Origin of the sequence: Pseudomonas putida, from assembly GCF_004357765.1 — a bacterium.
GTDB lineage: Bacteria > Pseudomonadota > Gammaproteobacteria > Pseudomonadales > Pseudomonadaceae > Aquipseudomonas > Aquipseudomonas putida_U.
The window spans coordinates 219,781-233,657 of record NZ_SMTE01000001.1 but is presented as its reverse complement, the minus strand read 5'-3'; the positions used below and the strand labels follow the sequence as shown (position 1 = coordinate 233,657).

Genomic DNA, 13,877 nt, shown 5'->3' with positions numbered 1-13,877 from the left:
TGCCGTCGGCCCTTGAATTGCGACAGGCCGAGAGGGGCAAGGGTTCAGGTCGATTGATCGATGGCCGCAGCAGCACCGGCAAGTTGAACTTTGCTGTCGCCGGCGATTCCACCCATAAGCGGAGCACGCGATGGAGGACCGATGACATGAGATTCGAGCGTTTCGCCCAATGGCTGGCCAACTGGGCCGGACGGCCGCTGACCTTCGGTGTGGCCCTGGCATTGATCGTGATCTGGGCACTCAGCGGCGCCTTGTTCGACTACAACGACACCTGGCAATTGGTGATCAACACGTCGACCACCATCATCACTTTCCTCATGGTCTTCCTGATCCAGAACACCCAGAACCGCGACAACGATGTCTTGCACATCAAGATCGACGAACTGCTGCGCACCACCAAGCGTGCCCACAAGGCGTTGTTGGATCTGGAGGACATGGATCCTGCGCAACTGCATGCGCTGCGGCAGCAGTATCAACGCTTGGGGGAAGACCAGGAGCATAAGCAGCGAAGCTCCGACCAGCCGACTCAAGACGCCGAATGAGCGTCTGCGCCAATTCGACAACGAACCGCCAAATCCGGAGGTCGCATGTCCAGACACATCATTCACTTCACCGGTCCGATCAATTCATCGACCTGCGGCAACCTGATCAGCACCTGTGCCAAGGTGTTGCATCAAGGGGCTGACGTACTTCAGCTCAATATCGCCACCATGGGTGGGGAATGCAGTTATGGCTTCACTCTTTACAACTTTCTGCGCACACTGCCGGTGCCTGTACACACCCATAACCTGGGTACGGTCGAGTCGATGGGCAACATCCTGTTCCTGGCAGGCGAGCGGCGTACGGCGTGCGCTCACAGCAAGTTTCTGTTCCATCCCTTCCATTGGACCCTGCATGGTTCGGTGGATCATTCGCGCATGGCCGAATATGCCATGAGCCTCGACTACGACTTGCAGTTGTATGCACAGATCGTCGCCGAACGGACCCAAGGCAGTAGCGAGGTTCTGGATGTGCAGCGGTACCTGATGGCATACCCGCGCATTCTCGGACCGCAGGAGGCGCTGCAGAGCGGGATGATTCATGCCATCGAAGACAAGCCCATCGAAACCGATGCCAGTCAGTGGAGCGTCCATGCCTGAGCATGGACGGCGGGGTGCAGCTGCCGCGAAGTGACCTTGTCAGTACGGCAGCGAACCACTCAAGGTCTCGATGGCCACGACCAGATCGTCATAGCCCACAGGCTTGTTGAGGTGCCTGTCGAACCCGGATTCACGCGAGCGGTGCTGATCGGCACTGGCGCCGTAGCCGGTGAGGGCGATGGCGGGGGTGTGGCGCAAGTGGTGATACGCGCGCAGGGCCTTGATCAGGGTGTGTCCATCCATCACTGGCATGCCGATATCCGAGAGGATGATGTCGTATTCACCGCCTGCGGCTGCCTCGAGCGCTTTGCGCGGATCACTGAAGGCTTCGACGACGGCGCTTTCCATCTCTAGCAGTTGTTGCATGATTTCCAGGACTTCGACCGAGTCGTCGACCAGCAGCACGCGGATGCCCGCCAGGCGGCCTTCGCTCGGAGCCTGGACATCCTCGCCGCGCAATTGGAGTTCCGAAGCGCCCAGCGGCAGGCGAACTGTGAAGGTACAGCCTTGGTTGAGCCCCGCGGAGCTGGCCAGCACGCTACCGCCGTGTGCCTCGACCAACTGGCGCACCAGCGACAGACCGATCCCCAGGCCTTCGCGACTGTGGTTGGCCAACTGCGGCGCAGCCTGGCTGAACAAGTCGAAGATGTGCTCGATGCTATCGTGGTTCAGGCCGATACCGTGGTCGATGACGCGCAACACCGCTTCGTCGCCTTCGCGCGTCAATTGCAGGTGGATGTCGCTACCGGCCGGGCTGAACTTCAGGGCGTTGTTCAGCAGGTTCCAGATGATCTGCTCAAGACGGGTATAGTCGCCGATGATCAACAGGGCGCCGGCCTCGGCCTCTATGTCCAGATGGACGGGGCAGGGTTGTTGTTCGCTGGTCACGACGCTGTGGATGCCGCGCAGGATGTCGGTGAAATTCACAGGTTCGGTCTTGAGCTTGAGTTTGCCGGTGCGGATGCGTGCCACGTCGAGCAGATCATCGATGATTCGTGCCTGGCTCGACACAGCCTCGCAGATGGTGCCCACGGCCTTGCTGGCGGCTGCGACGTTCTTCACCGAAGGCAGTCTGCGCAGGATTTCGGCATTGAGCTGAATCAGGTTCAGGGGGTGCTTGAGCTCATGGGACATGACGGCGAAGAACTCGTCCTTCATGTGGCTGGAGCTCTGCGACTCGGCCAGTTGCTTGCTTTGCTCGTCGTGCAGGCGCTTGTGGCCGGTCAGGTCGCGAGCAATCTTGACGTAGCCTCGTAGGCTATTGCCCTTGAGCAACGATACCTCGCCGCTGCAGTAGAAGCGGCTACCGTCCTTGCGCACGTGCCAGCGCTCGTCCTGCCCGCGGCCGTGTTGGCGGGCGCTGCGCAATTCCTGCTCGGGAACGCCGTTCTGGCGGTCCTCGTCGGTGAAGATCAGGGCATAGCTGGTGCCTAGCACTTCTTCCTTGGTGTAGCCGAAGATCAGCGTGGCACCGGTGTTCCAGTCGGTGACCAAACCTTGCTCGTCGAGCAGAATGATGGCGAAGTCATGGGTGCTCTCGGCCACCAGGCGCATGCGCTCTTCGCCCAGGCGCACGCGCTCCTCGGCTGCGCGGCTCTTGCTGATGTCGATGAACGTCAGCACTGTGCCGTCGATTTTCTGCTCGCTGGAGCGATAGGGCAGCAGACGTGCCAGGTACCAGCGCTGGCTGCTGCTACTGACTTCGCGCTCGACGATGGACTGGCCCTGGACCACCGCGCGGGCGTCGTCGGCGAGCTCGGGGTAGGCCAGGCGGTGGGTGATGTCGAGCAGTGATCGGCCGGTGTCCACCGGAAGCATGTTGAACAGATCGGTGGCGCGCGGCGTGAACCAGCGGATATGCAGATTGCGATCGACGAAGACCGTGGCGATGTCGGTCGAGGCGATGAGGTTGCTCAGGTAGTCGTTGACCTTGTCGGTTTCCTCGACCTTGGTCTTGAGCTCATAGTTGACGGTCAACAGTTCTTCATTGATCGACTGCAGCTCTTCCTTGCTGGTTTCAAGCTCTTCGCTGGCCGAGCGCAGCTCCTCGTTGATGGCTTGCATTTCCTGGTTCGAGGCGGTCAGTTCCTCACTGGATATCTCCGATTGTTCGATCGTCTCCTGTAACTGCTGACGGGTACGTTGCAGCTCACGCTCCAAGTTGTTGAGGACCATGCTGTCAGTCTGGCGAATGCCTGCCGGCTCCGGCAACGGGGCGTCGGCCTGGCGCAACTCGAACACCACTAGCAGGCAGTCGGTGCCGCTGGGTTCATCCTTGTGCAGTTGCACGGTGATTTCCACCTGGCATTTAAGCTGCCCTTCATCCAGTTCGATGGGCCGCGAGGTGATCGGTTGCACGCCCTGACGTGCCTGGAACAGCGTGCTGCGCAGGGCCAGGCGCAGGGACGGCAGTACCAGGTTGATGAGGTTGCGGCTGGGCTCGCCACCGGCCAACTGCAGGAAGCGGCCGACGCCTTCGCTCATGTGCAGGATATTGCCGTCCAGATCGACCACCAGGCTCGGCGGCGTGCGGCGTGCCAGGGCCCGGTGGTGGATTTCGGCATAGACGAGCTTGCGCCCCGGTTTGGCGATCGTGCGTCTGTTCACCGGCGATGGCGCGGGCTCGGCGTCGGGCAGTTGCCGCCCAGAGCGACGCGTGGTGGGGCTGACGTCACGGGCGCGATAGATGCGGTTGCGCTTGTCGACCACGACGAACAGGTCTGCGGCGGCATCGGCCGACTCGGACGAGCCGAGGAACAGGTAGCCGCCGGGGCGCAAGGCGAAGTGGAACATCTGCAGGATTTCGCGCTGTACCTCGCGGTCGAGGTAGATCAGCAGGTTGCGGCAGACGATCAGGCCGATCTGTGAGAAAGGCGGGTCGGACAGTAGGTTATGACGAGCGAACAGGACCTTTTCGCGAATGTCCTTGCGCACTCGGTAGTGCTGGTCTTCGTTGACGAAGAACTGGCGCAGTCGCGCAGGCGGCACGTCGGTGAGAATGGCTTCGGGGTAAGTGCCGGAGCGGGCGATATCGATGGCGCGATCATCGAGGTCGGTGGCGAACACCTGCACCTTGGCCTCACGCTGCTCCAGCGCCAGTTGTTCGGACACCAGAATGGCCAGGCTATAGGCCTCCTCGCCAGTGGAACAGCCGGCTGACCATACGCGCACTTCGCCAGGTGTCTCATCGTCCTGCGGCTCGCTGACCAACTGCGGCAGCACATGGCGCTCGAGGGATTCGAACGCTTCGCGGTCACGGAAGAAGTTGGTCACACCGATCAGCATGTCGGCCAGTAGCGCGGCGGACTCTTCGGGATGTTGCTCAAGATAGCGAAGATAGGCTTCCAGGTCGGTCTGGCCGGTGACGTGCAGGCGCCGCTCCATGCGCCGCAGCACGGTAGCGCGCTTGTAGTGCTGGAAGTCGTGTCCGGTGTTGGCGCGCAAACGCTGGAGGATTTCCTCGAGCAGCGTTTCCGACATGTACGTGTGATCGACCGCGTGGCCCAGCGATGGCGGAAGGTTGTCATCACCGATATCGGGCAATCGAACCTGCCGCGCGGTACGCCAGAGATCGAGCAGTTTCTGGGGGATTTCGGCAACCGGCAGGATCAGGTCGACCATGCCGGTTTCGATGGCGGCACGCGGCATGCCGTCGTACTGAGCATCGTCGGGGCTCTGGACCAGGGTAACGCCACCTTGCTCTTTGATTCGGGAAAGACCCACCGCGCCGTCGGCCCCGGTGCCGGACAGCACCACGCAGAAGGCGTGGCTCTTGTGCACGTCGGCCAGGTCGCGGAAGAACAGATCGATGGCGACGTGGTCGCCGCGCCGGCGGTTGGCAGGTGCGACCCGCAAGTAACCGTCATTGGTCGATAGCCGGTTGGCGGGCGAAATGACATAGACGTGGTTGCGCTGAATGGGGACCGGCTCACTGACCTGCCGCACAGGCATGGCAGTGGCTTCCTGGATGATGCGGTCGGCCACGCTCTGGTGGTCCGGAGACAGGTGCAGCACCACCACGAAGGCCATGCCGCAATCGCTGGGCATCTGCCGGAAAAACGTGCCGATAGCCTCCAGGCCGCCCGCCGAGGCGCCGATGCCGACAACCGGGAAGTCCAGGTGGCTGGTGCTCAGGTGGGGGTTGTCGGGCCCGGATACGGGTTGCGAGGGGGACGACTTCATCTCATGACCTTCTGCATACCTGTCTGCGGCCCCGCGACCAAGCGCTGGGCATATGAGTGGCGATTATAGGCTTGGCGTTCCCCAGACTGCGAGCGCTCAAGGCCACGGTCTTGGTCAAAGCGGCGGAATACGGCGGTGCAGTGTTTGCCGCAACGCCAAACTTTGGTGCCACCTGTCCGACATCTGGCAAGGCGATGGAGCATTAGCTGGCAGCTCCGGCTCGGAGCTAAGGCAAGGTCCACCGACCTGAGCAAACCTTCCCATCGCAAGGAGATACGATATGGCTCGTGATCAAGCCCAGCCCAGCCAACGTGGCGGTACCAAGGAAACCAACCCGGGCAATTTCGCCAACGACCGCGAAAAGGCATCCCGCGCCGGTCAGAAGGGTGGCCAGGCCTCTGGCGGCAACTTTGCCAACGACCGTGAGCGCGCTTCGCAAGCCGGCCGCAAGGGAGGCCAGAACAGCCATGGCGGCGGTCGCTCCAAGAGCCAGTGAACCGTCCGCCGCTACCCGCTAATGACTGGCGGGTAGCGGCGCAGTCCGGTCCCCGACGCCGTCGCCCTCCACCGTTCAGGCAACGGATTCGACGATTTATTGAATCTTCTGACGCGGGTGATACTCCATGAGGAAGTCATCCATGGAGAAGAGGAGGGCCCAGGGATGCCTAGTCCCCAGCTGTACATCATCGATTACCAACTGCACGGCAAGCCGCGCAGTTTCATCATACGCCTGGAGCGGATGGACAATGCCGAGGCGTGGCATTGGGCAAGCTGTGATGCGGGTATCGGTATCATTCCCAAGTTCGGTCGCGAGAAGATTCGCAAGGTCAGTCGGCCCATGGCGGAGCGCTACGGCATCACTGCCGTGAGTTGGCGGTTGTCCGGCGACAAGGCCAGCCAGGCCGCAGGTGATCCGCCGACCGGAGAAAAAGATCCCGCCACCCTGTAGTGTGTTGCCCCGGTCCTCCTTGTGGTGCCGGGACAACTTGCATCAAGCCCCGGACTCCGGGTCGCTCGCCGGTACGCCGGGGCGGTTCTGGTCATCGTCAGTCAGATTGGGGTCGGCATCGGGATCATCGGCGTGATCGTTGCTCGGCATGGGTTCCAGTTCCGGCCAGTCGTCCTGCGCATTGCCGCCGCCCATATGGAATGAATGCATGCTGCTGTCCTCGCCTGAAGGAAAAAAAGGCCCGCGCGAGGGCAGGCCAATACAGGTGTGAGAGGCAAGCCCTGACCACCCCTCATCATGTGAGAGCTTTGCCAGTCGCCAGGGGTCATTGCGATCTCAGACCGAGCCGACCAATGGTATTCAGCCAGTGATAGCCTGGGTACGTTTGGTGACTGCTTCAGCGGCATTGCTCTTGTAGATCAGTACCAGCGCGACCGCGAGCAGGCCGATCGCGATCATGCGCGAGCTGCCAAGGTGGATGACGTGATTGCCGAACCAGCCGAAGTGATCGACCAGCAGACTCATCAGCAACTGGCCGCTGATCACTGCCACGGTAGCTGCCGCTGTGCCGACCCGCGGCATGGCGAAGACGATCACCAACATGTACAGCACGCCGAAGAAAGCCCCCGTGATTTGCCAACGCGGCACGGTGAACAGGGTCATCGCGTGCGGCGGCTCGAACAGGAAGGCATACAGGAAGCTGACGAGGGTACCCAGCGCGAAGGTGAGCCAAGCGCTTTCCAGTACGCCCACCTCTGCACCCAGACGGCCATTGATGGCCGATTGCGCGCAGAGCACGGCGCCGCTGAACACGACGAGCAAAAGCATGATGATGAGCACTGCGTGACTCCTTTCAGATATTGATGAACCACAGGGCGCCAAGAATCGCCACCAGGGCACCGACCCGGTAGTGGTCGACGGGCCGCTTTCCTGCGCCGAACCAGCCGAAATGATCGATGACCAAGCTGGCGGCCACCTGACCGAAGAGAATCCCGACCATGGTCAGGCCGACGCCGATATGCGGCGTGGCCAGGGTCAGTGCGCCCACGTAGACCGGTCCGAGTACGCCTCCGACGAGCATCCAACGCGGTTTGCCGAACAGCCGTCCAAGCCTAGGCCGTGCGAACACCAGGCCCAAGGTGAGCAGGAGCGTGCCCAGGCCAAAGATGCCGAGGGTGGCCCAACCGTGGCCGATCTGCTCGCCCAGCGGGCCCAGCAGGCCGGCCTCGACCGACAAACCCATGCCGGCCAGCACGACCAAGGGGAGAATCCATAGTTGTTGCATTGAGGTACCTCTGCGAAACGAAGTGCAGAGGCTAGGTCGATGCTTCAATAAGCACAATCCAGCACTTTTTCAAAACATCATTGCTATAATCGCAACTCAGTCCTTCAGCCGCGTGGCAGAGATGCATCTCAAAGCTCATCGCTATTTTGCCAAGGTGGCTGTGTCCGGAAGTTTCATCGCCACCGCTCGCCACTTTCAGGTTCCGCCTTCTTCGGTATCGCGGTTCATCGCCGCGTTGGAGCAGGAGCTTGGCCAGCAATTGCTGTATCGCAATACACGTGGGGTGACGCTTACCGAGGCTGGCGAGCGGTACTACAGTCAGATCCGTGAAGTCATCGATCTACTGGATGCGGCGGATGAATCGCTGCGGGCCAGACCGGAACATGTCCACGGTGTGGTGCGGCTCAATGCGCCCTTGGCGTTGGGGACTCTGCAGTTCGCCGGATTGCTCGACCGGCTGCATGACCGCTACCCAGGGATCACCGTCGAACTCACGTTGACCGATGCGTTCATCGACCCCGTACAAGAGGGCGCGGATATCACCGTGCGGGTTGGGCACATGGAGGCCTCCGGCCTGATCGGGCGCAAGGTCGCCGACCAACGTTACGTACTGGCGGCCAGCGCCACCTATGTGGCGCGCCATGGCAGGCCACAGTCACCGCAAGACCTCACCGGGCACGCATGCCTGGTATACAAGGGGCGGGCAGGGGCCCAACGCTGGTATTTCAGTCAGCCTGGCCAGGCCAAGGCGCAGATGGTCGAAGTTCAGGGACCGTTGCTCAGCAACAACGCTCAGGTGCTGGCCAGTGCGGCACGCGCAGGCCGGGGAATCGTGCTGTTTCCATCCTGGCTGTTCGCAAAGGACGATTTTTCGGAAGGAAAGCTCGTGCACCTGCTGCCAGATTGGCAGTGTGCCGTGGATGTTAATCCCAGTCCCATCCACCTGCTTTCGCCTGAAAATCGCTTGCGCTCGCTCAAGGTACAGGCGGTGACGGCGTTTCTGCTTGAAGCGATCGGAACGCCGCCGTACTGGGATGACCTGGGGATAGAGGCGCCCCGCCCGAAATGACCATCGTTGATATAACTACGCTAAATGACTATTTAGCGTAGTTATTATTTTAAAGCATATGAATCAGGGCAGGCGACGCGCCAGCCATACCGTTTGGCCCCCACATTCCGCATCTTCTGCGATGTGATCCAAGACTTCATAGCCATGATCGTGCAGTTGCTCGGTGTACTCCTGTGGGGCCAGGCTCGCGTGGTACAGCGTTTCGCCCTCGAATACGCCCAAGGCTTCACCATGTGCAGGACCACTGGTGAACATCAGCAGTGCCCCTGGTGCTGCATGGCGTTGAAATATCGGGAACATTCGACGCTGATCTTCGGGTTTGAGATGGAAAAAGCTGTTCCATGCCAGGATAGCGGTGAACTGCCGATCAAGGGCCAATGTGCGCATATCTGCTTGAATCCATTCCTGCGCAGGAAATCGCTCTGCGCATAAGGCAAGCATTTGCCTTGAGGAATCCACGCCGACCACAGAAGTTCCGGCTTCGATCAGATAACGCGCTACAGGCTGACCAGAACCACAGCCCAGATCAAGGACGGTTGAAGATGGCGGAAGCAATGAGCGGAAGCGCTCGATCCACTTGCGATCAACGAAGTGTTTGGCGCGGATATCATTCCAGGCTGAGGCGTGACGATCGTAGAGATCGATGATTTGATCGGCGGATGGATGATGGGACATGAACTGGGAGTCCTTATTGCCTGGCGATAGAACGTTTTTGAGAGGGTTCTAGAGCTTGAAATGTACCCTGGGTGGGTACGCTGTGGGAAATACGGATCTGCGCATAATGCGTATTATGTTAAATCTAGTATTATTGAATGACTCACTGTCTGTCCGTTTCCACTAACCTCCGTTGAGATTTCCACAAAACCCCGTTCCTGAAAAATTAAGCACTTATCCTTCCCACCTGTACCACCTTTGAGGCTGTCGCTAAATGAGGCGACTCACCAGTAGTCATGCCTAACCCATTGATCTGATTGAATAAAATTGATAACCAAGGCAACGCCCTGCGAATTAAAGCGACATCTGTGCAGCTTAGCCTCATCATCTGAAGCCAAAGTGCCCTATTTTTGAGTCAGACATCGTTTCCTAACCCCTTTAGCGTTAGCAATTAATGAGTGGATTTTCCACTCTTCGGAGTAAGCGTCGTGAATCGACGAAAAATCCTCCCTTCAGATTGCAAGATTGAGGCGACTTTCCCAAGTTTTGGAATCAATAAGGCGACTTTCCCACGCCTTGGAAGTAATAAGGCGACTTTCCACCAGCACCACTGCTGCGTTCAAGTATGGCTTTAAGGATGTTTGTGCAGGTTTTATATCAGTTAGGGAGTGTAGGAAAGTCTCCAAATTTAAGAGCGCTTGATGAGCGTATTTACCTAAACCTGAAGGAGCGCGGCAAGACATCTGTCATTGATGCAGTCACAGCACTCTCATGTTGCGCCTAGCTAGGCTTGTCGTTACCATCAGTGATTCGACGCTTTTTCTTCGCAAAAGGTTGAAACTTCCGATTACTGTCATAACTGGAAGTCTATTATCTTTAAAATCTGGCTGGTATTCCATGGCGCGCGCACCCCAACCCTTGTTCGAAACCTACGACAACTTCATCGAGCAAGACTTCAGTATGCACGGCTCACCCTTGGCCTGCGTCGCGTCCTTCTTGAATGAGTGTGAAGCTGCGTTGGAACCTGACCGGGGCTACGCGGCGGTGCGTGCGTTCCTGCGCGCGTTTTCCGACAACGCGCAGACGTTCAATTCGTACCGCAGTCATACCGAGCGCTTGTTGCTGTGGGCACTGCTGGTCCAGGGCAAACCGCTGAATCACCTGAAGCGCCAGGATGCGCAAGACTATCTGGATTTCTGCCGAACCCCCCCAGCTGACTGGGTCGGTCCGGTGACCCGCAGTCGTTTCCTGGACAACCCGGGCGCCGTGGATGCACGCGAAGCCTGGATGCCTAATCCCAAATGGCATCCCTTCAACATGAAGTCCAGCAAGGCGATGGCTGCAGAATCTACTAGCACCCAGCACTATCAAGCGGCGAACGGCACATTAAATCAGGTGTACACGGTTTGCAGCCGGTTCTATGAGTTCCTCATTGAGGATGGCTTCACCCAAGCGAATCCTTTTCGGCTCCTTAAAAAAGGCAACCGATTCTCCACGCAAGAACACGAAGTTGCTTCTTCGCGGGCGCTCACGCCGCTGCAGTGGGACTTTGTCCTGGATACCGTTGAGGAGATGGCGAACGCCGAGCCGGAGCGGCATGAGCGAACCTTATTTATTGTTGCCACGCTGTTCGCCATGTACCTACGGGTTTCAGATCTCGCCGGTCGAAAGAATTGGAAGCCCACCATGGGAGACTTTCGCTTAGATGATGAAGGCAACTGGTGGTACTTCACGGTGGGTAAAGGCAACAAGGCGGCAAAGATTGCCGTGCGGGATGTTTACGTAGAGCGCTATTTGAAACGTTATCGCCGATTCCTAGGGCTTTCCGAATTACCTCATCCTGGGGAAAGTACGCCGCTGATCAAAACGCTCAAGGGTCGCGCAGGTTTGTCTGACCGACAGATCCGCGCCCTCCTCCAGGCTGTTTTTGATAAAGCCGTAGAGAAGATGCGCAGCGAAGGCCGCGCGAACCATGAGATGGAAAGTCTGCGCTGTGCGTCTGCTCACTGGCTGCGACACACCTCTGCCACCTTTGACGCGCCGCTGCGCAATCCTAAAGACCTGCAGGAAGACCTGCGGCACAGCAACCTCAGTACGACCCAGAACACCTATTATCACGCGCATGATCAGGAGCGCGCGCATTCGGTTAAACGCATCGGCATGCGGGACCGCGGTTGAGCTCGGATCGCCTGCCGATTCCCAGCCTGGCGTCCAACAGGGATCGAAGCCTTTTTCTAGGAGCCAAGAGTGAAAATTACCGGGCGGGTCGAGATTGAGGCCATTACTGATGTCACGTGTGATGTCTGCGGTAGCTCTACGCGCATGGCTGCGGGCAGTTACCAGTACGGAACCCTGCAAGCCCACTGGGGGTATGGCAGCGACCACGATGGACAGCGCTTTGAGGTACACCTCTGTGAGCACTGCTTTTTTCAGACTCTGGCGTACGTGAAGCAAGAGCGACGTGTTCAGCGCCTGTTCAGTAGTGAGCCGTCTGCTGATAATGGTGACTTGGGCCTGGTTACCCGGGACGATTACTTCCAGGACACGGGGCGTCGCTGACAGTCAGTCCTTGATCGGCCATCGGAGACGGTTTGGGTAAAGGCTCCAGCGCATAGATCAGCTGGACCGGATGAGGAAGAGCGCCGACTATCCTGGGCCAGCGGTCGACCGCTACCACTACCGAGCAATCTGAATAAGCGGTGATTTATCTCTCGGCGGGCAGCTCAGGATTAACCAGTAGTCACCCCTCCCCCTAAGGCTTATGGAGCGTTTTGCAGAATGCGTGTATTCCGAAAGGCGAGTAATACCTCCCGCCGAGAGGCCATTTTACAGTCCAAGGTCCAATCGAGGATCATGGCCAGCGGAAACTGGCTCACCTGGCCAGAGCTGCATGCGCTGTTGCCCGCGTCGGTTAAGGGGCGAAGTGACAGCTGTCCTGACCGACTTCTGGAGGGTGCGATCTTTTCCATTAGCTACGAAGGTGTGGAGTATTTCCCGCGTTATGCCATTGAATCACGCAGCTTGGCGGTAGCGCAGCGGGGAATGCAGCGCGTCATAGCTGTGCTGGCCACTAGGATGAGTGGCTGGAGCCTGGCGTTATGGTTTGAATCATCCAATTCGTATTTGGCGGGTCAGCTGCCGAAGGATCTCATATCTTCTGATCCCGACGCGGTTGTCAAAGCCGCTCAGGACGAGATAGGTGGCAGTTCGCATGGGTAGCACTGGGTTGGAAGCTTAGCCAATGAGTACGCTCCGCTCGCTAAGCCTGAGAGACAAAACCACATTATTTAGCTACGCCCTCCTCCATCCAGGCTCCCGGCCTGCAGCCTTCGCCAGAGCTAGTCAGGAATCTTCCACGATTCTCGTCACGATCGCCTGTACTGGCCATCTGAAAAAAGGAAAGCAGCGGCGGTGGCCATAGGCATTTGGATGTAGAAGGGGTCACCTTAGCCATGGAATGATCTACGCATTGCTACGCTGCTCCCCGAAGCTTGTTATCAGTGAGCAGCGCGATGGTAATCGATTTAGCAAAGAGTGAACACTATAGCGCTCATTGTCGGTGCTGGATCGACCGTCAAAGCTTGAGCGCCTCCTTTCTGATCTGTTTAATCAGCCCGTCTAAGCCCACCTCTGGGTCTTGGATAAGGTACGCCGATACGATGAGACTGAGTGGGTGGATACCCATACGGCCGGCCAGCTCTTCGATTTTTTGAATCGTCGGCGACTTGAGTCCTCGCTCGAGGGAGCTCACGTAGGTTCGACTGCTGACTACGGCGAAATCTTCCTGGGTCAGGTCGTGAAGCATGCGCATGCGCCGCAGTGCCTCACCCAGGGATTCACGGATTTCCATCATCATTCCTCAGAAAAGGAATGATGAAGCGCTATCGAACACGATAGGGCTACAATCTATAGTGTTCATTGTGGGATAATTTGGCGTTTACGGCCCTGGTGACTGGTCGCCTAGGGGTATGCAGCGCTCAGTGGAGCCCGTTTTGATCTATTTGTCCGAATCTCACACCCGTACTGTCCGTACGGGTTCTTATTGTGAAATTGAGGGGATGTGCTTTTGGGTGACCTTGCGATCGCCCCTCAACGGTGAGAGCGAGCGAGCAGCTGTGGTTGAGGATGCTTACGAACTCAACGTTTTCCTCAGCCAGGCAGCGGGTGTTGAGATCGCGCAGGTGCAAATGCTATGTCCTCCATCCATCAGCGGACGTCCGCACTGGAGCCTGGAAGAGCTTCGTAAGATTGTGATCCACCGTGGGCTTGAATCCCCGCAAAGCGCGGTGGTTTACGAGACCGCGGTGGCCACATACAAATTAGGGGATCTCGATTTACGCCTGCGGAAACGGTCACATGCGCTGTATTCGGCACGCAACCTAAAAGCACGAATCACCAGCGCGGCACCTCCACCTAAGTCTGCAGACGAACCGCAGTTGTACGCGCACTTTTGATGCAGGTACGCACGGCGTTGTTGACCGGCGAAGCCCGTCCACAACGCGGTTTCTGCTTTCCAAGCGCGGACCGTGCTTTTTCGGCACGAGGCGCCCGTAACGGCTGTTCACCTAATAGCGACAATTCCGATACCTCCCGCGGCCG

At 58.6% G+C, this 13,877-nt stretch carries 12 protein-coding genes and 1 pseudogene; 7 read left to right on the top strand and 6 right to left on the bottom strand.

Annotated elements, in window-relative coordinates; genetic code table 11:
• The first annotated feature begins 146 nt into the window (after nt 1-146).
• Both E2H86_RS01110 and E2H86_RS01105 read left to right on the top strand, forming a co-directional pair.
• A complete protein-coding gene (locus E2H86_RS01110) occupies nt 147-542 on the top strand; it encodes a low affinity iron permease family protein (protein ID WP_133324014.1) in 396 nt (131 codons plus the stop codon).
• A 45-nt stretch (nt 543-587) separates the two neighbouring features.
• Entirely contained in the window at nt 588-1,139 is a 552-nt protein-coding gene (locus tag E2H86_RS01105) for an ATP-dependent Clp protease proteolytic subunit (protein ID WP_133324013.1), read from the top strand.
• A gap of 39 nt (nt 1,140-1,178) precedes the next feature.
• Here E2H86_RS01105 and E2H86_RS01100 read toward each other — a convergent pair whose 3' ends face one another.
• Nucleotides 1,179-5,321: a CheR family methyltransferase gene (locus E2H86_RS01100; protein WP_133324012.1), complete on the bottom strand. Its 4,143-nt coding sequence runs from the start codon at nt 5,319-5,321 to the stop codon at nt 1,179-1,181.
• Nucleotides 5,322-5,655: 334 nt separating this feature from the next.
• On the opposite strand from E2H86_RS01100, the pseudogene E2H86_RS01095 reads away from it, so the two are divergent.
• Together E2H86_RS01095 and E2H86_RS01090 are read left to right on the top strand one after the other, a co-directional pair.
• Nucleotides 5,656-5,817: pseudogene (locus tag E2H86_RS01095) on the top strand (general stress protein); the annotation flags it as partial.
• A gap of 165 nt (nt 5,818-5,982) precedes the next feature.
• Nucleotides 5,983-6,270, top strand: a complete 288-nt coding sequence (locus E2H86_RS01090; protein WP_133324010.1) for a DUF6555 family protein — start codon at nt 5,983-5,985, stop codon at nt 6,268-6,270.
• Between the two features lie 42 nt (nt 6,271-6,312).
• Here the strand turns inward: E2H86_RS01090 and E2H86_RS25905 are convergent, their stop codons facing one another.
• The 3 genes from E2H86_RS25905 to E2H86_RS01080 form a co-directional block, all read right to left on the bottom strand.
• Nucleotides 6,313-6,480, bottom strand: a complete 168-nt coding sequence (locus E2H86_RS25905) for a hypothetical protein (protein ID WP_165976018.1) — start codon at nt 6,478-6,480, stop codon at nt 6,313-6,315.
• A gap of 150 nt (nt 6,481-6,630) precedes the next feature.
• Nucleotides 6,631-7,098: a DMT family transporter gene (locus E2H86_RS01085; RefSeq protein ID WP_207955606.1), complete on the bottom strand. Its 468-nt coding sequence runs from the start codon at nt 7,096-7,098 to the stop codon at nt 6,631-6,633.
• Between the two features lie 25 nt (nt 7,099-7,123).
• Complete coding sequence (locus tag E2H86_RS01080; RefSeq protein WP_133324008.1) at nt 7,124-7,555, bottom strand: DMT family transporter; 432 nt, start codon at nt 7,553-7,555, stop codon at nt 7,124-7,126.
• Between the two features lie 121 nt (nt 7,556-7,676).
• Between E2H86_RS01080 and E2H86_RS01075 the strand changes: the two genes are divergently transcribed.
• Complete coding sequence (locus E2H86_RS01075; RefSeq protein WP_133324007.1) at nt 7,677-8,624, top strand: LysR family transcriptional regulator; 948 nt, start codon at nt 7,677-7,679, stop codon at nt 8,622-8,624.
• 63 nt (nt 8,625-8,687) lie between these two features.
• On the opposite strand, the gene E2H86_RS01070 is transcribed toward E2H86_RS01075, so the two are convergent.
• The gene (locus tag E2H86_RS01070) at nt 8,688-9,299 is read right to left on the bottom strand and encodes a class I SAM-dependent methyltransferase (RefSeq protein ID WP_133324006.1); all 612 of its coding nucleotides are present in this window, start codon (nt 9,297-9,299) and stop codon (nt 8,688-8,690) included.
• Between the two features lie 876 nt (nt 9,300-10,175).
• Here E2H86_RS01070 and E2H86_RS01065 point away from each other — a divergent pair.
• On the top strand, nt 10,176-11,456 hold the full coding sequence (locus E2H86_RS01065) for a tyrosine-type recombinase/integrase (RefSeq protein WP_133324005.1): 1,281 nt from the start codon (nt 10,176-10,178) through the stop codon (nt 11,454-11,456).
• A 1,396-nt stretch (nt 11,457-12,852) separates the two neighbouring features.
• On the opposite strand, the gene E2H86_RS01050 is transcribed toward E2H86_RS01065, so the two are convergent.
• Nucleotides 12,853-13,128, bottom strand: coding sequence for a helix-turn-helix domain-containing protein (locus E2H86_RS01050; RefSeq protein WP_133324002.1), 276 nt, complete (start codon nt 13,126-13,128; stop codon nt 12,853-12,855).
• Nucleotides 13,129-13,270: 142 nt separating this feature from the next.
• Here E2H86_RS01050 and E2H86_RS01045 point away from each other — a divergent pair, with 142 nt between their 5' ends.
• Nucleotides 13,271-13,732: a hypothetical protein gene (locus E2H86_RS01045; RefSeq protein ID WP_207955604.1), complete on the top strand. Its 462-nt coding sequence runs from the start codon at nt 13,271-13,273 to the stop codon at nt 13,730-13,732.
• Nucleotides 13,733-13,877 lie beyond the last annotated feature (145 nt).

Coding starts and splice junctions, on each gene's coding strand:
- E2H86_RS01100 (WP_133324012.1), bottom strand. CDS start 5,321: ATGAAGTCGTCCCCCTCGCAACCCGTATCCGGGCCCGACAACCCCCAC.
- E2H86_RS01105 (WP_133324013.1), top strand. CDS start 588: ATGTCCAGACACATCATTCACTTCACCGGTCCGATCAATTCATCGACC.
- E2H86_RS01075 (WP_133324007.1), top strand. CDS start 7,677: ATGCATCTCAAAGCTCATCGCTATTTTGCCAAGGTGGCTGTGTCCGGA.
- E2H86_RS01070 (WP_133324006.1), bottom strand. CDS start 9,299: ATGTCCCATCATCCATCCGCCGATCAAATCATCGATCTCTACGATCGT.
- E2H86_RS01090 (WP_133324010.1), top strand. CDS start 5,983: ATGCCTAGTCCCCAGCTGTACATCATCGATTACCAACTGCACGGCAAG.
- E2H86_RS25905 (WP_165976018.1), bottom strand. CDS start 6,480: ATGCATTCATTCCATATGGGCGGCGGCAATGCGCAGGACGACTGGCCG.
- E2H86_RS01065 (WP_133324005.1), top strand. CDS start 10,176: ATGGCGCGCGCACCCCAACCCTTGTTCGAAACCTACGACAACTTCATC.
- E2H86_RS01085 (WP_207955606.1), bottom strand. CDS start 7,098: ATGCTTTTGCTCGTCGTGTTCAGCGGCGCCGTGCTCTGCGCGCAATCG.
- E2H86_RS01080 (WP_133324008.1), bottom strand. CDS start 7,555: ATGCAACAACTATGGATTCTCCCCTTGGTCGTGCTGGCCGGCATGGGT.
- E2H86_RS01110 (WP_133324014.1), top strand. CDS start 147: ATGAGATTCGAGCGTTTCGCCCAATGGCTGGCCAACTGGGCCGGACGG.
- E2H86_RS01050 (WP_133324002.1), bottom strand. CDS start 13,128: ATGGAAATCCGTGAATCCCTGGGTGAGGCACTGCGGCGCATGCGCATG.